Source organism: Streptomyces sp. TBY4, from assembly GCF_024213195.1.
Taxonomy (GTDB): domain Bacteria; phylum Actinomycetota; class Actinomycetes; order Streptomycetales; family Streptomycetaceae; genus Streptomyces.
Map to the genome: position 1 here is coordinate 350596 of NZ_JANAVF010000002.1, position 18971 is coordinate 369566.

General features: G+C 73.3%; 15 protein-coding genes. 9 read left to right on the top strand and 6 right to left on the bottom strand.

The window, feature by feature from the left end; all coding sequences use genetic code 11:
- The first annotated feature begins 102 nt into the window (after positions 1-102).
- The 4 genes from NLX94_RS05900 to NLX94_RS05915 all read left to right on the top strand — a co-directional run bounded on the left by NLX94_RS05900 (position 103) and on the right by NLX94_RS05915 (position 4766).
- Entirely contained in the window at positions 103-597 is a 495-nt protein-coding gene (locus NLX94_RS05900; RefSeq protein WP_254381518.1) for a hypothetical protein, read from the top strand.
- Between the two features lie 63 nt (positions 598-660).
- Entirely contained in the window at positions 661-1077 is a 417-nt protein-coding gene (locus NLX94_RS05905; protein ID WP_254381519.1) for an ACT domain-containing protein, read from the top strand.
- A gap of 137 nt (positions 1078-1214) precedes the next feature.
- Positions 1215-3929 carry an AAA family ATPase gene (locus NLX94_RS05910; protein ID WP_254381520.1) on the top strand — a complete coding sequence of 905 codons (2715 nt, stop codon included), beginning with the start codon at positions 1215-1217 and terminating at the stop codon, positions 3927-3929.
- Between the two features lie 336 nt (positions 3930-4265).
- Positions 4266-4766 (top strand): hypothetical protein, encoded by a 501-nt coding sequence (locus NLX94_RS05915; RefSeq protein ID WP_150520950.1) that lies wholly within the window; start codon positions 4266-4268, stop codon positions 4764-4766.
- A gap of 4 nt (positions 4767-4770) precedes the next feature.
- Here the strand turns inward: NLX94_RS05915 and kstD are convergent, their stop codons facing one another.
- From kstD to NLX94_RS05930, 3 genes are all read right to left on the bottom strand, one after another.
- Complete coding sequence (kstD, locus tag NLX94_RS05920) at positions 4771-6567, bottom strand: 3-oxosteroid 1-dehydrogenase (protein ID WP_302168844.1); 1797 nt, start codon at positions 6565-6567, stop codon at positions 4771-4773.
- Between the two features lie 203 nt (positions 6568-6770).
- Positions 6771-6959, bottom strand: coding sequence for a hypothetical protein (locus tag NLX94_RS05925; RefSeq protein ID WP_254381521.1), 189 nt, complete (start codon positions 6957-6959; stop codon positions 6771-6773).
- 127 nt (positions 6960-7086) lie between these two features.
- Complete coding sequence (locus NLX94_RS05930) at positions 7087-8211, bottom strand: aminoglycoside phosphotransferase family protein (RefSeq protein ID WP_254381522.1); 1125 nt, start codon at positions 8209-8211, stop codon at positions 7087-7089.
- A gap of 230 nt (positions 8212-8441) precedes the next feature.
- Here NLX94_RS05930 and NLX94_RS05935 point away from each other — a divergent pair, with 230 nt between their 5' ends.
- Complete coding sequence (locus NLX94_RS05935) at positions 8442-9923, top strand: hypothetical protein (RefSeq protein ID WP_254381523.1); 1482 nt, start codon at positions 8442-8444, stop codon at positions 9921-9923.
- A gap of 116 nt (positions 9924-10039) precedes the next feature.
- On the opposite strand, the gene NLX94_RS05940 is transcribed toward NLX94_RS05935, so the two are convergent.
- Complete coding sequence (locus NLX94_RS05940) at positions 10040-11467, bottom strand: PP2C family protein-serine/threonine phosphatase (protein WP_254381524.1); 1428 nt, start codon at positions 11465-11467, stop codon at positions 10040-10042.
- A gap of 255 nt (positions 11468-11722) precedes the next feature.
- Positions 11723-11971 (bottom strand): SCO4226 family nickel-binding protein, encoded by a 249-nt coding sequence (locus tag NLX94_RS05945; RefSeq protein WP_254381525.1) that lies wholly within the window; start codon positions 11969-11971, stop codon positions 11723-11725.
- A gap of 324 nt (positions 11972-12295) precedes the next feature.
- Here NLX94_RS05945 and NLX94_RS05950 point away from each other — a divergent pair, with 324 nt between their 5' ends.
- The 3 genes from NLX94_RS05950 to NLX94_RS05960 all read left to right on the top strand — a co-directional run bounded on the left by NLX94_RS05950 (position 12296) and on the right by NLX94_RS05960 (position 17087).
- Positions 12296-14554 (top strand): xanthine dehydrogenase family protein molybdopterin-binding subunit, encoded by a 2259-nt coding sequence (locus tag NLX94_RS05950; protein ID WP_254381526.1) that lies wholly within the window; start codon positions 12296-12298, stop codon positions 14552-14554.
- Positions 14555-14575: 21 nt separating this feature from the next.
- Positions 14576-15046 (top strand): (2Fe-2S)-binding protein, encoded by a 471-nt coding sequence (locus NLX94_RS05955; protein ID WP_254381527.1) that lies wholly within the window; start codon positions 14576-14578, stop codon positions 15044-15046.
- Positions 15047-15113: 67 nt separating this feature from the next.
- Entirely contained in the window at positions 15114-17087 is a 1974-nt protein-coding gene (locus NLX94_RS05960) for an APC family permease (RefSeq protein ID WP_254381528.1), read from the top strand.
- On the opposite strand, the gene NLX94_RS05965 is transcribed toward NLX94_RS05960, so the two are convergent.
- Positions 16972-18228 (bottom strand): helix-turn-helix domain-containing protein, encoded by a 1257-nt coding sequence (locus tag NLX94_RS05965; RefSeq protein WP_254381529.1) that lies wholly within the window; start codon positions 18226-18228, stop codon positions 16972-16974. The two genes, NLX94_RS05960 and NLX94_RS05965, sit on opposite strands and share 116 nt — an antisense overlap.
- Positions 18229-18383: 155 nt before the next feature.
- Between NLX94_RS05965 and NLX94_RS05970 the strand changes: the two genes are divergently transcribed.
- Positions 18384-18959: a TetR/AcrR family transcriptional regulator gene (locus NLX94_RS05970; RefSeq protein WP_254381530.1), complete on the top strand. Its 576-nt coding sequence runs from the start codon at positions 18384-18386 to the stop codon at positions 18957-18959.
- The last annotated feature ends 12 nt before the right edge of the window (positions 18960-18971 follow it).

The window sequence follows — 18971 nt, forward strand, 5'->3', positions numbered from 1 at the left end:
GGGCGCGGAGCCGCCGGCCCGGTGGGGAGCCCGTAATCCCCTTGCCGGCCCCGGAGGGTCCCGGCATCATGGCCGCCATGACGATCACCCGTCGAAAGGGCGATGCCGCGTAGACGGCCCGGCGCGCTGCGCGCCGAACGAGGAACGTACGAGGACCGCCGGCCGCCCGCCTGGGCGCGGGCACTCCCGCCCGTGGACCGGCTGTCACCCGAAGCCGCCGCGGCCGTGCACTGGGCCCGGCCCGGACGGGCCGGTGAGATCGCCGGCCTGCTGGCCCGGTACCGCGTCTTCCTGAGCCGCCCCGGCCGCCACCTGTACCTGTCCCCCTCCCCGTGCCTCGACTGCCCGGGGTGCTCCTTCGCCGACGTCGCCACCGTCCGCGACGAACTGCGCGACCACCACCGGCTGCTGCCGCCGGTCGCCCGTGAAGCCCTGTGCCGCGTGCTGCGCGGCCTGGACGAGGAGTTCCACCGCCGCACGATCGAGGACCTCCGCCCACCGGACTCCCGATGGGCGTGGCACGGCCGCCCGCTCGCCTGGTGGCACCGGCGGCTGCGCGAGGAGGAGCCGGAGCCCGACCGGTCCGAGTACTGGTGACGACGGAGGCGCCGGCCCGGGGTGTCGGACCGGCCGCGGTCCGACCCCGGGTACGGTGGCGGCGTGAGCGGAGAAAACGACCTGCAGAAGCTGCTGAGCGGAATGCGGCCCGAGCTGAACGACGGGCTGTACGTGTTCTGCACCATCCCCGGAGACACCGACCCGGAGGCCCTCGCCGGGCTCACCCCCGTCGCCTCCGTCCTGGAACCGGAAGGGCTCACCCTCGTACTGAGCCAGGAGGACGCCGACGAGGCCGGTCTCCCCTACGAGTACACCGCCGGTTGGATCACCCTGCGCGTCCACTCCTCCCTCGACGCCGTCGGCCTGACCGCCGCCTTCGCCACCGAACTCGGCGCACACGGCCTGAGCTGCAACGTCATCGCCGGGTACCACCACGACCATCTCTTCGTGGACGCCGCCCGGGCCGCCGAGGCCGTGGCCGTCCTGGAAGCGCTCGCGGCCCGCTCGGCGCCGGGCTGAGCCCCCGGGGCGTGCGGCGGCGCATACACCAGCCGGAGGCACCCGAAGGAAGATCAGCTTTATTTGCCGCACCGGGCTTCCCGGGCGCGTGCGCGGGCGTACGCTGAACCCCCGAACAGGCCTGGGGGGTACCAGCCATGACGGAACGCCGGACCCGCAAGCGGCGCACGATGTTCGAACGAGACACGGAGCTCACCGCCGTCGACGAAGCCCTGGACCAGCTCACGGACCCGGGCCCCGACGCCGGTGGAGCCCTGCTCGCCTTCTCCGGACCCGCCGGCCTCGGCAAGACCACGCTCCTCGGCGAAGTCCGCCGCCGCGCCCACGCCAAGGCCTGCACCGTCCTCGCGGCCCGCGGCGGCGAACAGGAGCAGAGCCAGCCCTTCCACGTCGCCCGCCAGCTCATCCAGCCCCAACTGGCCGGCACCTCCGACGCGGAACTGCGCGAGGCCCTCGGCAGCTGGTACTCCATCGTCGGCCCCGCCCTCGGCCTCTGCGCGGCCGAACAGGGCGCCCCGCCCGACCCCCAGGGCCTGCGCGACGGACTGGACTGGGTCCTCACGCACCTCGTCGTGCAGCGCGCCCCCGTCGCCCTCGTCCTCGACGACGCCCACTGGGCCGACCCCGAATCGCTCTCCTGGCTCGCCGCCTTCGCCCCGCGCGCCGAACACCTCCCGCTCCTCCTCGTCGTCGCCTACCGCCCCGACGAACTGCCCGCGCACGCCGAGGCCTTCCGTACGCTGCCCGGCCGCGCGGGACACCGCCCGCTGACCCTCGCACCGCTCACCGCCGAAGCCGTCTCCGGGCTGGTCCGCGAAGCCGTCGGCGAACACGCCGACGAGGCCTTCTGCCGCGAGGCCTGGGCCGTCACCACCGGAAACCCCTTCGAAGCCGTCGAGCTCACCGCGAAGGTCCGCGACAAGGGCCTCGCCCCCGTCGAAGCCAGCGCCCCGCTCCTGCGCGACCTCGCCGCCGCCCAGCGCGGCAGCGGCCTCGTCGCCCGCCTGCACAGCCTCGGCCCCTCCACCGTCCGCTTCGCCTGGGCCTGCGCCGTCCTCGGCACCGACATCCCCAGGGACCTCGCCGCCCGCGTCGCCGGACTCGGCACCGAGGAGGCCGTCGACGCCACCCGGAGGCTGCGCGACGCCCGCATCCTGTCGGCAGCCGCCGAGGAAACGGCCGCCGACGAAGCCGACGAGGCCGGGCTGGAGTTCGTACACCCCCTCATCGCCACCGCCATATACCGCGCGATCCCCGACGCCCTGCGCGTCGCCCTGCACGGAAAGGCCGCCGCGGCCGTCGTCGACGCGGGACTCGGGCCCTCCGCCGCGGCCCGGCACCTGCTGGAGACCCACCCCGAGAACGACCCCTGGGTGGTGCGCACCCTGCGCGAGGCCGCCGGCGAGAACCTCCGGGCCGGCGCCCCCGAAGCCGCCCGCCGCCAGCTCGCACGCGCCCTGCGCGAACCCCCGGACTTCGACGAACGGGCGGCCGTCCTGTACGAACTGGGCTGCGCCTCCCTGCTCACCGAGCCCGCCAACACCGTCAACCACCTGCGCGCCGCCCTCGCAGAACCCTTCGAGGACCCGGCGCTGCGCCAGGGCATCGTCATCCGGCTGGCCCAGGTCCTCTCGCACAGCGACCGGCTCGCCGCGGCCTCGGAATGCCTCGCCCGGGAGATCCCGCACACCCAGGACGTACGCGGCCGGCTGCGGCTGCAGTCCGAGCAGTTCATGTGGGACGCCTTCAACGCCGCCGAGCCGGACTCCCCGGCGCGCTCCAGGCGGCTCGCGAAGCTCGCCGACCGGCTGAGCGGGCGGGACCTCACCGAGCGGTACGTCATCGGGCTGCGCGCCTGGGACGCCTGCCTGCGCGGGGAACCGGTCGACGTGGTCCTCCACCACGCCGGGCGGGTCCTGGAGACCGAGTTCAGCTGGGCCTACGAGGACCGGGGCTTCGAGGTCCCGGTGCTCGTCGCCATGGTGCACATGTACGCCGACCGGCCGGAGCGGGCCGAGGAGCTCTTCGAGGCGGGCACCGCCGAATTCGAGCGGCAGGGCTGGCGCGGGGCGCACCTGTCCTTCGCCTACAGCCTGCGCGCCTACATCCGCTACCGCAGGGGACGGCTCGCCGAGGCGGAGGAGCTGGCGCGGGCCGGACTGCGGCTCGCCGAGCGCGTCGGGCGGCGCACGCCCGTGCACTGGTACGCCATCGCGATCCTCGTCACCACGCTGCTGGCGCGGGGCCGGGCCGACGAGGCCTGGGAGCTGGCCCGGGAACACGAGTACGGGGAGCCCTTCCCCTCGGCGGTCGTCTTCCCCGACTCCCAGACCGTCTACGCGGAGCTGCTGCTGGCCCGCGGCCAGGCCAAGGCCGCCGCGGCGGAGCTGGAGGCGGTGGACCGGCGGCTGACCCCCCGGGGCATCCAGAACCCCTCCTGGTGCCCCTGGCGGCTCCACCTGGCCCGCGCGGTGGCCGGGGAGGACCCGGCGCGGGCGCGGGAGCTGGCGGAGGAGGCGGTACGCCGGGCCCGTGCCTTCGGGGCCGCGTCCGGGATCGGGCAGGCGCTGAGGGTAGCCGCGGAGGTGGCTGCGCCGCGGGACAGGGCGGCCCTCCTGGAGGAGGCGGTGCAGGTCCTGTCGGCTTCGCCGGCGGCCTACGAGCTGGCGCTCGCGCTGGCCGCGCTGGGTGAGGAGCGGGGGGATGCGGAGCTCCTGCTCCGGGCGGTGGCCGGGGCCCGTGCCTGTGGGGCGGACGGGCTGGTGGCCAGGGCCGCGGCGGCCCTGCACGTCCTCGGCGGAACCCTGCCGCGCGGCACCGTCGCCGACCAGGATCCGGCCCCGGCCCGCTGACCGGCCCGGGCCGGCGGGGCCGTGCGTGCCCGGGCGGGGCCCTGCGGGGCGAAGTCCCCTACCCGCCCTTCCACCGTTCCCGGGGCTCCGCCCCGGACCCCGCGCCTCAAACGCCGGCGGGGCTGGAGTTTGCCGCTGCGCCTCAAACTCCAGCCCGCCCGGCGTTTGAGGGCAGGGGCGCGCAGCGCACGTACGGGTCCGGGCGGAGCCCGGGGAACGGGCGAAGGGCGGGTAGGGGACTTCGCCCCGCGCAGCGGCGGCCCGCGCAGCGGGTTCGGGGGCGGCGGGATGAGGGGGCAGGGCCGCGGGACGCGGTGGGGCACGTACCATGGCGGCATGTCCTTCCTCCGCCGCCACCGCGCCGCCACACCCGCCGGCCCGGACTTCGATGTCCTGGCCATGGACCCGGGGGACTGGCCGGGCAATCTCGGGGCCGGGCTGCTGCCCGCGCCCGACGGCAGCTGCCAGGGTGTCTTCCTCCGCTACGACCTGTTCGGCGGACGCGGCCCCGCGATGATCATCGGAAACCTCCCCGAGGGTTCCCCCGCCCGCGACCTCTCCGAGGGGCAGGTCCCCTTCGAGGTGGCCCAGCTCCTCGACGCCCTCGAGAACGACGAGGACGTCGAGGTCACCGGTGCCGAGGACTGCCCCGTCATGCAGGGCGACAACCTCCTCATCGTCCGGAAGATCAAGCTCTCCGAGAGCCGGATCAGCTGCGTGCAGTTCGACCGCAGTGACAACGTGCTGGTCACCATCGCGAGCTGGGACCGGCCGATCACCGACGACCTGTACGCGCTGCTGAAGCCGCTCCCGGCCGAGCTCTTCCAGCAGGGCTAGACCGTCACGCGTCCGCGATGTCGTTCGCGGCCACGTACCCGAACGTCATCGCGGGGCCGATCGTCGATCCGGCCCCCGCGTAGCTGTGCCCCATCACGGCCGCACTCGCGTTGCCCGCCGCCCACAGGCCCCGGATCACGGACCCGTCCGCGCGCAGGGCGCGGGCCCGCGCGTCCGTGACGATGCCGCCCTTCGTGCCCAGGTCGCCCGGCACGATCTTGAAGGCGTAGAACGGCGGCGCCCAGATCGGGGCCAGGCAGGAGTTCGGGGTCACTCCCGGGTCCGTGTAGTAGTGGTCGTAGGCGGTGTCGCCCCGGTGGAAGTCGGTGTCGGTGCCGTTCCACGCCTGGGCGTTGAACCGGTTGAGGGTGGAGCGCAGGGCGGCCGCGGGCACCCCGATCTGGTTGGCGAGGGCGTCCCAGGTCCATGCCTTCTTCGCCGCGCCCGCCTGGTACCAGGAGTCGGGGAAGACGATCGTCGGCAGGACGTCCTTGAACAGGTACTTGTTGCGGTAGTTCTGGTCCACGATCAGCCAGGCCGGGATGTGCGAGCCCACCGCGCCGCGGTCCTTCTCGTACATCACGTGCACCACATCGCTGTACGGGGCCGCCTCGTTGACGAAACGGGCGCCCTTCGCGTTGACCATCAGGCCGCCGGGCAGGGTCCGTTCGGCCAGGCAGAAGTACGGTTCGCCGGGGAGCGGGATCGACGGGCCCCACCAGGCGTCGTCCATCAGCGCCAGTGCCGCACCGGCCCGTTCGCCCGCCCGGATCCCGTCGCCCGTGTTCTCCTTCGCGCCGACCGACCACTGGGTGCCGACCGGCTGCTGCTGGTACTGGGCCCGCATCTGCGCGTTGTGCTCGAAGCCGCCGGAGCCGATGACCACACCCTTGCGGGCCCGCACCACGCCCCGTACGCCCGCCTTCTCCACCACGACGCCGGTGACCGCGCCGCCCTCCTGGACCAGGTCGACGAGCGGACTGTTCAGCCACACCGGCACCCCGGCCTGGAGCAGGCCGGCCCGCAGGCCGGCCGCCAGGGCCTGGCCCATGGTCAGCGGCTTCTGCCCGCACAGCGCGGCCGCCGTGCCGCGGGCCAGGCATTCGGTGGACACCGCGAGGCCCTTGGCGTTCACCGCGGCCAGGTTGAGCCACTTGTAGTCCTGGCTGAAGACCACCATGCCGGCGGGCACGGGCATGTACGCCGGGTTGAGGTTGGCCAGTTCGGCGCCGAGGATGTTCCCGTCGATCTGGTCCGGCTCGATGGAGCGGCCGTTGGGGAGCCCGCCGGGGAGGTTCGGGTAGTAGTCGCTGTAGCCGTCCATGAAGCGGAACCGCAGCGGGCTGCTGGCCATCACGAAGTCCAGCATCCGGGGCCCGTTGGCGAGGAAGGCCGCCTGCCGGTCCGCGGAGGAGCCGTTGCCGACGACGGCCGACAGGTACTGCGCCGCCTTCGCCGGGGTGTCCGGCACGCCCGCGCCCAGGATCACCGAGTTGTTGGGCAGCCAGATCCCGGCCCCGGACCGGGCGGCGGAACCGCCGAAGGTGGGGGCCTTCTCGATCACGAGCACGCTCAGGCCCCGCTTGGCCGCGGTGAGCGCGGCGGTCATTCCGGCGGCTCCGGAGCCGACCACGACGACGTCGTACTCGCCGAGCGAGGGTTCACCGGCCGCGTGCGCCGAGGCGGACGGCAGCACGGTGGCCGCCAGCGCTCCGGCTCCGGCCCCGGCGAGCACCGTCCGGCGGGAGGGGAGAACATCGCTTGGGTCGGGACTCGCTGAGGAGGCGGTTCTCGCGGTCATGGGCAGGCTCCAGCGGAGAGGGGAGTGAGGGGACGGCTCCAGCATTCTGATGCTGAGTCAGAAAAGGTCTTCGGGGGATCATGTGAAGTCAAGGCATACGCGCCAGTCGCACCTCCGGGGCGGACATGGGAAATCCCGTGGTGTACGCACCGGATGTGCGCACCACGGGATTTCGGGGTCCGGGCCGCCCGGCCCGGGTCATGTCACCGGTTGGGCGTGAAGTCCGCCGCGAGCACGGTTGCGTCCCCGCCGCCCACCGGCGCGGAGTTGGCGTACGGAGTGGGCCCCGCGATCACCTGCGCGGATTCCTCCGCCGCCATCGCCGTTGCGGTACCGGCCACCACGAGCCCTGCCGTCAGGGCGACGGCGGCCGCCAGATTGCGTATGCGCATGTTCTGCTCCCCTGTTCACTCCGGCGTGCGCCGGATCGCACACCAGTGTGCGACATGCCGCAGCCCCGCGGCCGGACGGGCCGCGGGGCTACGGGACCCCGGGGTGGCGGAACCCCGGGTGGCGCGGTCAGCGCGTGCCCACCGCCGCCCGGACCGCCCTGCGGGCCATGCCCGCGTCGTCGTGCAGGCGGCGCAGCAGCAGGCGCTGCTCCTCGCCCGAGGACAGTGCGCCCGCCGGGAGTGCCTGGGCCGGGGCGGTCGCCAGCATCGAGCGCTGCACGGCCGTCTCCGACATCCGGATCTCCCGGGTCAGCACCAGCATCAGGTTGACCAGGAACGCGTCCCGTGCGGCCGGTCCGGCCGCCTGCGCCAGGCGGCTGATCTGGGCCCGCGCGGCCGGGGCGTCGCCCAGTACCGTCCACAGGGTGGCCAGGTCGTAGCCCGGCCGGTACCAGCCCGCGTGCTCCCAGTCGAGGAGGACGGGACCCGTCGGGGACAGCAGCAGGTTCGACAGCAGCGCGTCGCCGTGGTTGAACTGCCAGGGGTTGCCCGACATCTTCACGCCGTGCAGCAGCTTCTGCAGATCGCCGAAGTCACGGTCGGTCAGCAGGCCCAGCTGGTAGTCCCGGGCGATCCGCCGGTCGTAGTCCAGCGGCCGCCCGAACAGCTCGTCGGCGGGCCGCCAGCCGTTCACCTGGCGCACCGCTCCGAGCGCCGCCCGCAGGTCGGCCCGCGGCGGGGCCTCCACGGGGTGCCGCTGGAGCGCGGCGACCCGGCCGGCCATCCGCTCCACGATCAGTACGCAGTTCTCCGGGTCGGCGGCGATCAGCCGCGGCACCCGGACCTGCGGGCGGTGCCGGACGAACGTCCGGTACGTCGCTATTTCGTGCCGGTACCGCTCGCGCCACTCGGGCGAGTGATCCAGTAAAACCTTCGCGACGGCCGTCATCCGTCCGGTGGTTCCCACCAGCAGGACCGACCGGCCGCTGCGGCGCAGTACCTGGACCGGCGCGAACTCCGGACAGATGCGCTGCACGGAGGCGAGTGCGGTGCGCAACTGCGCCCCCTGCGGGCCCGACAGGTCGATTCTCCCGCTGAGCGGCTGCGATCCGGTACCCGGCATCCGCCGGGCCCGTACGGCGCCCTGCGACGGGACCCCGGGCCGGCCGGGTTCGAGGTAGGGGCCGCCGCCCGCGGGGAGCGTGCGGTGCGGCCGGACCGGGGCGGACACGGAGGACGTGGCTGCGTACATGGCGTTACGGATCCCTTCGTGCGCCGACGAGTTGCGTACGCCGCCCCGCCGGATCCCGTGCATCACCCTGGGGAGTTCCGCCGGTGACCGGGTCGGGGAGGCGCATTCCTACCTGACACCCGGGCGTGGGTGGCGGACCACATTGCGTGCCCTGGCGAACCCTGGCGAATAGTCGCTCGGCATCTGACGGGGGGTTACTGTCAACTCAGCCGAGAACCTGGGGGCTTGACGTGAGCAAAGGTCCAAACACCCGTCTGAACGACCTGTTCGGCCTGGCCGGCTGGTCCAAGGGCGAACTGGCGAGGATGGTCAACCGGCAGGCGGCCTCGATGGGCCACCACCAGCTGGCCACCGACACCTCGCGGGTGCGGCGCTGGATCGACATGGGGGAGACCCCGCGCGAACCGGTGCCCACGGTACTGGCAGCACTGTTCACCGAGCGGCTCGGTCGTGTCGTGACCATCGAGGACCTCGGGTTCGTACGACAACGGCGCACCGCCAAACAGCAACCGGACGGGGAGCAGGAGAACCCCGACGGAATGCCCTGGGCGCCGGAACGCACAGCCGCGGTCCTCACCGAATTCACGGGAATGGACCTCATGCTCAACCGTCGCGGTCTGATGAGCGCGGGTGCCGCGCTCACCGCCGGCTCTGCCCTCAGCAACGCCATGCACGACTGGCTCCACACCGACCCCGCCCGGGCGAAGGACGCGCAGCGCCACGGGGACGCCTTCCAGGCCGACTCCGCGGGCTACGACCGCTACGAGGCGGCGCCCATCGGCTCCCAGGAGATCGAGGCGCTGGAGCGCTCGGTGGAGGTCTTCCGGGCCTGGGACGCCTCCAGAGGCGGCGGCCTCCAGCGCAAGGCCGTGGTCGGGCAGCTCAACGAGGTCGGCGGCATGCTCGCGTACCACCACCCCGACCACCTCCAGCGCAGGCTGTGGGGGGTGGCGGCCAACCTGGCGGTCCTGGCGGGCTGGATGTCCCACGACGTGGGCCTGGAGCCCACCGCGCAGAAGTACTTCGTCATCGCCGCGCACGCGGCCCGCGAGGGCGGCGACCGGCCGCGCGCGGGGGAGGCGCTGTCCCGCGCGGCCCGCCAGATGGTCCACCTGGGCAAGCCGAACGAGGCCCTCGACCTGATGAAGCTGGCCCAGTCCGGCTCCGGCGAGCAGACCCTGCCCCGCACCCGCGCCATGCTCCACACCATCGAGGCCTGGGCCCAGGCCGCCCTGGGCAAGGGGCAGGCCATGCGCCGCACCCTGGGCGAGGCCGAGGACCTGTTCGTGTCCACCTCGGGGGACGTGCCGCCGCCGTCCTGGATGCAGCACTTCGACGAGGCCGATCTGCACGGCATGCAGGCGCTGGCCTTCCGTACGCTCGCCGACCACGATCCCTCGGCGGCGACCGTCGCGCAGCAGCACGCGAAGGAGGCGCTGCGGCTGCGGAGCGCGGGCCACGAGCGCTCGAAGATCTTCGACTACATCTCCATGGCCTCCGCCTGCTTCATCGCCGACGACCCGGAGCAGGCCGACCGCTACGCCCGCCTGGCGCTGGTCTCGATGAACGAGACCTCCTCGCACCGGACATGGGACCGGCTGCGCGAGATGTACCGGCTGACCGGTCAGTACTCCGGGTTCGCCGGCATCGAGGAGCTCCGGGAGGAGATCAAGCTGGCCCTCCCGAACAGCCCCGCGGCGCGGACGGTCTGAGACGGTGCCGCCGGCTGCCGTTCCCGGTCCGAGGACGAGAAGGGCCGCGCCTTCCGGCGCGGCCCCGAGTCCCTGTCCCTGAGTCCCTGTCCCCGTCCCTGCGGAGCGTCGGCGGCCTAGGAGCCGATACGGGCCACCAGGACGCAGGCGTCGTCCTCGCGCTCACCCTCGCCGAACTCCCCGATCACCAGGCGCACGCAGTCCTGCGCGGACCGGGCGGCGGAGAAGTGCGGTGCCAGGGCCAGCAGTCGTTCGGTTCCGTCGGCCTTGCTGAACTCGATGCTGCGCGGGGTCAGTCCGTCGGTGTGCAGGACGAGGACGTCGCCCACCTCCAGCCGCTCCTCCGCCTGGCCGTACGCGGCTCCGGAGGTCGCTCCCAGCAGGACGCCCTCGGGCGGCAGCAGCGAGCGGCCCTGTCCGTGCCGGAACAGCAGCGGGGCGGGGTGGCCGGCCTGCGCCCAGGAGAGCACCTGGCGCGCGGGGTCGTAGCGGCAGCACACCGCGGATCCCAGCGCGGGCTGGACGGAGGTCTCCAGGAGCTGGTTCAGCCAGCCCATCAGCGGGCCCGGTTCGATGCCGGCCATGGCCATTCCGCGCAGGGCGCCGAGCATCATCGCCATGCCGGAGGTCGCGGTCACCCCGTGGCCGGTGAGGTCACCCACCGTCAGCATCGAGTGTCCGTCGGGGAGTTCGAGCGCGTCGTACCAGTCGCCGCCGATGAGCGCGCTGGTCGCCGAGGGCAGATAGTGCGCCGCGACGTCCAGCGCCCCGGTGATGTCGTGCGGGAACCGCAGGGAGCCGCGCCACGGGGGGAGCACGGCCTCCTGCAGCTCGACCGCCAGCCGGCGCTCGGTCTGCGCGATCTCCTGCCGGCGCTGCAGCGAGTCCCTGGACTCGCGCACCGCCCGCTGGCTCCGGCGCAGTTCACTCACGTCCCGCAGCACGGCCCACATCGAGGCCGTGCAGCCGTCGGAGTCGAGTACCGGCTCGCCCCTCATGTGCAGCGTCCGGACCCGGCCGTCGGCCCGGACGATGCGGAACTCGCCGTCTATCGGCTTGCCGTCCACCAGACAGGCCGTCACCATCGCCGTCAGCAGCGGCTGGTCCTCGGAGAAGAGGGTGGATCCCAGTTCGTCGAGGGGCAGCGCGCCGGCCTCGGGGGAGCGGCCGAAGATCTGGAAGAGTTCGTCGGACCAACTGACCTCGTCCGTCAGCAGGTTCCACTCGGCACTGCCGACCCTGGTCTGCTGGGCCTCGGCCCCCGTCTCGGGGGCGGCCTGCGGCAGCACGGCCGATTCGGGCGAGGCGGGCGGCAGCCCTTCCTTGAGCTGGCCGAGGTGTGCGCGGAGGTCGTCGAGGTGGTGGACCGCGAGATCGCACAGTGCGCGCTGCCAGCGGCCCTGCGCGTCGTCGTCGTCGACCACGGTGTCGCGGCGGACGGCGTCGACTTCTCCCCGGAGCTGCCGGGTCTGAGAGATCAGCGCGTCCACCGACCCTGGCTCGGGGGGCTGCGCGGGGCGGTCCGCGTACAGGTGGGACGGCATCTGAACTCCGATACAGGCGCGGCACGGCCAAGTCTGGGGAGGGACCGGTTCTGAAGGAAGGGCCGGTAACGACTGTTGCACAGCCGGCGACGGCCTGTAAGGCGTTTGGCAACATCTGCGGCGGACTTGCACCGGGCATATGCCTGAGGCCTTCCGGGCCTCCTGGAGTGTGCGAACGAATCCGGTCAGCCCGCGCCGAGGGGCCGGCGGGCGAACCCCGCCGGCCCTTGCCGTCACCGGGCCCTCACCGGGCCGTCAGACGGTGAGCGGTACCGGGTGTATCTCGCTGGCGGGGTGCCCCGTGCGCTCGTGGATGCGCTGGACCGCCTCCGCCGAGGGTGCCTCGGAGAGGCAGTAGACGGTGCCGGACGCGGGGTCGGCCCAGGCGCGCTCGAAGTGCACCCGCTCTTCCTTCTCGATGGCCAGGTCGGCGTTGTGGGCGGCCTTCAACTGGTCCGCCGTGATGCCGGTCATGCCGTAGTGGACGTCCATGAACTTCGTCACTGCCGCACACCTCCTCCATCTGCTCGGTGCGACACAGCCGTGCTCCTTCCATCGTCCGCCCGCGGCCGGAAACCGGCCTTCCGGACGAGGGCGGTCGATCGTACGGCCGAGGTGTACGAGGCCCTCCCCCCGCCGGACCGGCGAAGTTCGGGCCGGACCCGGATCAACACGGCGATGCAGCCGTCCCCCGAACGAGGGACGCCGCACCCCGGACTTCCCCGCCCCCGGACTTCCCCCCGCACCCCCGAATGGCTACTCTACGTGCCGGTAATGAGCCGGGGAGGCTCGATCGTGCAGGCCGCGCAGGGTTGGGGACACGAAGACATGACCGGGCAGAGCCACGCGCCGACCGAGGAGCAGGGTCACGCGCCGACCGAAGGGCAGAGCCGGCGCTCCTTCCTCACCTTCCTGGTGGCCGCTCCGACGCTCGCCCTGGTCACCCGCGCCGGAGCCGACGTCCTCGCCCCGCAGCCCGCGCACGCCGTGATCCCGACCCTGCCCGCCCCCGCCGACCTGGTGGACCTCGGCGACCTGTTCATCCTGGCGGGCGCCCCCACCTCCGCGCTGCTCGCGCTCGTCGTGGAGGCCGACGGAACGATCCGCTTCCGGCTGCCGCGCGAGGAGGTGGGCCAGGGGCTCACCACCGCCGTGGCGATGCTCGTCGCCGAGGAACTGGACGCCCCGCTGGCCGCCGTACGGGTCGAACTGGACGACGCGCGCCCCGAGCTGCTGTTCAATCAGCTCACCGGATCCTCCAACTCCATCCGCTCCCTCTACGGTCCGGTACGCCAGTGCGCCGCCACCGCCCGGGCCCGGCTGGTCGCGGCCGCCGCCGTGCGCTGGAGCCTCCCGGCGTCCACCCTGACCACGGCGAACGGCGCCGTCCGCGCCCCCGACGGCCGCACCGCGGGATACGGCTCGCTCGCCGCGGCCGCCGCCGATCCCGCCCTGATCGTCCTGGGCGCCGGCCCGAAGCCTGCGGCGAAGCACACCCTGGTCGGCAAACCCACCAGCCGGATCGACGCCCGCGCCATGGTCACCGGGGCCCAGCGCTACACCCTCGACCTGGACGTGCCCGGGGCCAAGCCCTGCGTGGTCCGCCGCCCGCCCACGCTCGGCGGCAGCGTCCGCTCCGTCGCCAACCTCGCCGCCGTCCGGGCGATGCCCGGGGTCCTGCACGTGGTCACCGTCGCCACCGGGGTCGCCGTCGTCGCCGAGACCTTCGGCCAGGCCCTCGACGCCAAGGCCGCCCTCCAGGTCACCTGGGGCCCGGGCCCGGCCGACCAGCTCTCCGACGCAGCTGTCCGTACGAAGCTGCGCGCCGCCACCCCGCCGCTGCTCGTGCCGCCGCTGCTCACCCCGCACGTGGACGCCGAGTTCGACTTCGCCTTCGTCAGCCACGCCCCGATGGAGACCAACTCGGCCGTCGCCGACGTGCGCGAGGACCGCGCCGAGATCTGGTCCGGGCTCAAGTCGCCGATCGTGGCCCGCGAGACGATCGCCGCCGACCTCGGGCTGCCCCTCGACAAGGTCACCGTCCACGTGGTGCAGGCCGGCGGCTCCTTCGGCCGGCGGCTCTTCTTCGACGCAGCCCTGGAAGCGGCCCGGATCTCCAAGGCCTGCCGCCGCCCGGTCCGGCTGATGTGGACCCGGGTGGACGACACCCGGCACGGCCGGATGCGCCCGGCCACCCACCACAAGATCCGGGCGACGCACCTGCTGGGCGAGGTGCTCAGCTTCGAACACCGGGTCGCCGCCGCGGAGACCGACTTCCGCCACGGGCTCGGCGAGATCATCACCGCCACCGCCGCCAGCCTCCCGCTCGGCATCGGCAACGCCACCCTCGCGCAGACCCTGTTCCTCACCACGATCAAGTCCCCGTACCACTTCGGGCTCACCACCCAGACGCTCTCCGAGGTCCCGACCGGGGTGCCCACCGGGTCCTGGCGCTCGGTGTACTCGGCGAACACCCGCGGGGCCGAGGAGATCGTGGTCGACGAGCTGGCCGCGGCGACGGGCCGGGACCCGTACCGGTTCCGCCGCACCTTCCTGAAGACGGCCGCCCAGCGCGCCGTGCTCGACAAGGCGGCCACCGAGGGGGAGTGGGGCCGGGCCATGCCGGCCGGCTGCGCGCAGGGCATCGCCTTCCACGAGGAGTACAAGTCCCGGACGGCCTGCCTGGTCGAGATCGACACCCGGGATCCGGAGCACATCCGCGTCACGAAGGCGGTCATCGCCGTCGACGTCGGCCTGCCCGTCAACCCGCGCGGTCTGGAGGCCCAGATGATCGGCGCCCTGACCGACGCGATCTCCACCACGCTGAGGGCCGGCCTGCACCTGGACAAGGGGCTCCCGCTGGAGGGCAGTTACAGCCAGTTCCACTGGGCCCAGCAGCGCGACACCCCGAAGGACGTACGCGTCTTCGTGCTCCCGGCGACCGGCACCGAGCCGGGCGGGGCCGGCGAGCTGGGCGTGCCCGCCGCCGTGGGGGCGATCGCCAACGCCTACGCCCGGGCCACCGGCACCAAGCCGCGCACCTTCCCCCTCGACTTCGACGTCGACTTCACCCCCTACCCGCGCTAGTCCGCCTCCAGGAGCCGAGCCGTGCCCTCGCACACCTTCATCGTCAACGGGCAGAGCGTCACCGTGGACGCGCCCGACGACCTGCCCCTGCTGTGGGTGCTCCGCGACATGCTGGGCGTGCGCGGCCCGAAGTACGGCTGCGGGGTGGACGTCTGCAAGGCCTGCACCAGCCACCTCGACGGGGTGGACGTCCGCCCGTGCGTGGTGCCGGTCTCCGCGTGCGCGGGGAGGACGGTGACCACGATCGAGGGGCTGGCCGACGGCGAGGTCCTGCACCCGGTGCAGGAGGCCTGGCTCGAACAGGACGTCGCCCAGTGCGGCTTCTGCCAGCCCGGCCAGATCATGGCGGCCGTCGCCCTGCTGAAGAGGACGAGCACGCCCACGGACGAGGACATCGACGCGATCGCCAACATCTGCCGCTGCGGAACGTACTTCCGGATCCGGGAGGCCATCCGCAGCGCGGCGGCGAAGATGGCAGCGCTGAACATCTAGGGCCTTCACTCCATGACACAGGGTTTATGTGGGACGAAACGACACGGTTTTGGCTGATCATGCCTGAATGAGGCGTATCAATGCGAAACGTGTGCTGGTCGGCGAACCGCTCGACACCGCGCGCCTGGGCGAGACCCTGCTGCCCAAACGGCTGGCGCTCCCGATCTTCTGCAGCGACCCGCTCTCCTCCGTGGCCTACGCCACCGAGGAGATCCTGCTCATCCTCGCCCTCGGCGGGGTCGCGCTGCTCCACCTCGCCTGGTACGCGGCCGCCGCCATCGTGTTCCTGCTCGTGGTCGTCGTCGCCTCCTACCGGCAGACCTGCTACGCCTACCCGGGCGGCGGCGGCGCCTACATGGTCAGCTCCAAGAACCTCGGCCAGACCGCCGCCCTCACCGCCGCGAGCGCCCTGCTGGTCGACTACGTCATGACCGTCGCCGTCTCCGTGGTCTCCGGCGTCTCCGCCATCACCTCGGCGATCCCCTCTCTCTCCGACCACGAAGTCCCCCTGTCGGTGGGTTTCGTGGTGCTGCTGACCCTCATGAACCTGCGCGGGGTGCGGGAATCGGGCCGGGTCTTCGCCGTCCCCACCTACGGCTTCGTCCTCGTCATCTACCTGATGTTCGCGGTGGCCGCCTACCGGCTCGCGACCGGCGACACCATCCGCGCCGAATCCGCCGAGCTGCCGATCATCGCCGAGGGCAACTACACCGGCCTCGCCATGGTGCTCCTCGCGCTCCGGGCCTTCGCCTCCGGCTGCACAGCGCTCACCGGCGTCGAGGCGATCAGCAACGGCGTCCCCGCATTCCAGAAGCCGAAGAGCAGGAACGCGGCCACCACCCTCGCCGCGATGGGCGCGCTCGCCGTCACCATGTTCGCCGGGATCACCTACCTCGCCATGAACTACGAGGTCCACGTGGCGGCGGACCCGACCGAGCTGGGCCTGGCCCCCGGAACCCCGATGTCCACCGCGCTCGCCCAGATCGGCCGGGCCACCTTCGGCGACTGGCACGTCCTCTTCTACCTGCTCCAGGCCGTCACGGCCGGCGTGCTGATCCTCGCCGCGAACACCGCCTTCAACGGCTTCCCGATGCTCGCCTCGATCCTGGCCAAGGACCGCTACGTACCGCGCCAGCTCTTCAACCGCGGGGACCGGCTCGTCTACTCCAACGGCGTGGTCCTGCTGGCCCTCGCCGCCATCGCCCTGATCATCGCCTTCGACGCCCAGCTGACCCGCCTCATCCAGCTCTACATCATCGGCGTCTTCGTCTCCTTCACCCTCTCCCAGGCCGGCATGGTCAAGCACTGGAAGACGGAGCTCGCCGCCCCGGAGACCCGCAAGGAGGAGCGGATCCACATCCACCGCCGGCTCGCCATCAACGCGGTCGGCGCCGTGATGACCTCCGTGGTCCTGGTCATCGTCCTCATCACCAAGTTCACCCACGGTGCCTGGCTCGTCGTCATCGCCATGCCGGTGCTCTTCCTCGGGATGAAGGGCGTGCGCCGCCACTACGACACGGTGGCCCGGGAGGTCGCCGTCGCCCCCGGGGTCCGCCCCCGCAAGCCCGCCCGCCACCACGTCGTCGTCCTCGTCGCCGCTGTCCACGCTCCGACCCTCAAGGCCCTGGGCTTCGCCATGGGGCTGCGCCCCGACACCCTCACGGCCGTCTCGGTCGCCGCCGACGAGGAGGACGCGAACCGGCTGCGCGAAGCCTGGGCGGAGCACGACCCGGGCGTTCCGCTCAAGGTGCTGCACTCCCCGTACCGCGAGGTGGTCGGGCCGGTGCTGGCCCACGTGCAGGAGCTGGCGGCCGCCGAGGGCACGGACATGCTCTCCGTGGTCATCCCGGAGTACGTGGTGGGGCACTGGTGGGAACAGCCCCTGCACAACCAGAACGCCCTGCGCCTCAAGGCCCGCCTGCTGTTCACGCCCGGGGTCGCGGTGATCGACGTGCCGTACCTCCTGGAGTCCGCGAAGTCCGGGAAGCCGGGGAAGGGGGACCCGCAGGAGGAGGCGTGGACGGGGCCGGGCGCTGGGTGACCGCCGTGTGGGCCAGCGCCAGCTCCACGACGTGGGCGGGATCGGCCAGGGAGCGGCCGGTGAGCGCCTCCAGGCGGCGCAGCCGGTTCGAGACGGTGTTGCGGTGGCAGTAGAGGCGTTCGGCGGCGAAGGTGGTCGAGCCCCGGCAGGTCAGCCACGTGCCCAGGGTGGTCAGCAGCACCCCGCGGTCCTCCGGGGCCAGGGCCAGGACCGGACCCAGCACGACCTCGCGCAGCCGGGCGGCGAGTTCGGGCTCGGCCGCCACCAGCGCCGCCGGGAGCCGCTCGTCCAGCAGGGCGGTGTGCGGACCGCCGGCTCCCGGAGCAGCCCGCAGCGCGAGGAGGGCCAGCCGGCGGGCCCCGGCCAGCTCCCCCGGGGTCTCCACCACCGGGCTCACCCCGGCGCGTAACCCCAGGGGTTCGAGCAGCTCGGTCACGGAGGCGAGCGGCAGCCCGCCCAGCTCCACGAGACCGGTCTCCCCGTCGGCCCGGATCCGCCACAGCACGCGCGGGGCGCCGCCGGCCGGGGCCGCCCGGGCGCCGTCCCCGGAGTCGAGGACCACCACGGCGAACCGGCCGCGCTCCGGCAGCCCGAGCCGCCGCGCCGACTCCGCCGACGCGCCCTCCGGACCGCCGCCGTCGAACAGGGAGTCGAGCAGGGCTCCCCGCAGCTCCCGCTCGCGGTCGCCGCGCACGGCCGCGGCCCGGCGGTAGGCCTCGGCCGTGGCGTCCGCCATCCGGTCGACCACGTCCCACAGTGCGGGCGCCCCGGGCAGCAGCCGCGGCAGCGCCGCCCGGTCGTGCGCCGCGACGGCCTCGGTCAGGACCTGCCACAGCAGCCTCCCGCAGAGCCGGTGGACGCGCAGCAGGGAGTCGAGCGGTAGTCCCTGCCGGGCGCGGAGCTCCCCGTCGGCGCGTGCCTCGCCGAGCTCGGGCGGCAGGCCGCGGGCCGTGCGCAGCAGCCCGTCGACGTCCTGGCGGAGCAGGTGGTGGACCCGCTCGCGCAGGGAGGCCCGGCCGAGCAGGGCCACGTAGACGGCACAGGCCGGGTCCTCGGCCGGTGACCGGTCGGCGAGCCGCTCGGCGGCCACGGCGAGCCGGCGGTCCAGGTCCTCGCGTATCTCCCCGATGATCCGCTCCATGACGGGCAGGGTGGCACGTCGGAGGGGGTGCTGGGGAGGGCCCCGACGAAGCGGTGTCCGCTAGCGTGTCCGAAGCACTGCACGTGCAGTGCATATGCGGCGGTCATACCGGCAGTCGCGTCCACCCGTCGCGTCCACACGGTCAGGGACCACCCATGCGCCAGAACCCGGAGCGCCGCGCCGCGCTGCTCGACGCCGCCATCGAAGTCCTCGCCCGCGAGGGTTCGCGGGGGCTGACCCTGCGCGCGGTGGACGCGGAGGCCGGGGTTCCCACCGGCACCGCCTCCAACTACTTCGCCCACCGCACCCAGCTCCTCACGCAGATCCTGCACCGCACCCGCGAGCGGCTGACCCCCGATCCCGCGGACCTGACCGGCCCGTTCGACACGAAGGTGCTGCTGCGCCGGCTCCTGGAGCGCATGCGCCGCGAGCGCAGCGTCCACACCGCCATGCTGGAACTGCGCCTGGAGGCCACCCGGCGCCCCGAACTCCAGGAGGCACTGGCCGGGTTCCAGGGCGCCGAACTGGAGGCGAACATCGCCTGGCACCTGGACGACGCGGGACTCCCGGGGGACCGGCAGGGCGTGATCCTGATCTACCTGGCCATGCTCGGGCTGATCGTGGACGACCTGACCGTGCCCGGACTTCTGGACCCCCGCTCCCCCCACGGGGTCGAAGGGCTCATCGACACCATGGTCGAGCGCCTCCTCCCGGAGGGCCCCGCCGACTGACTATCGTGCCGG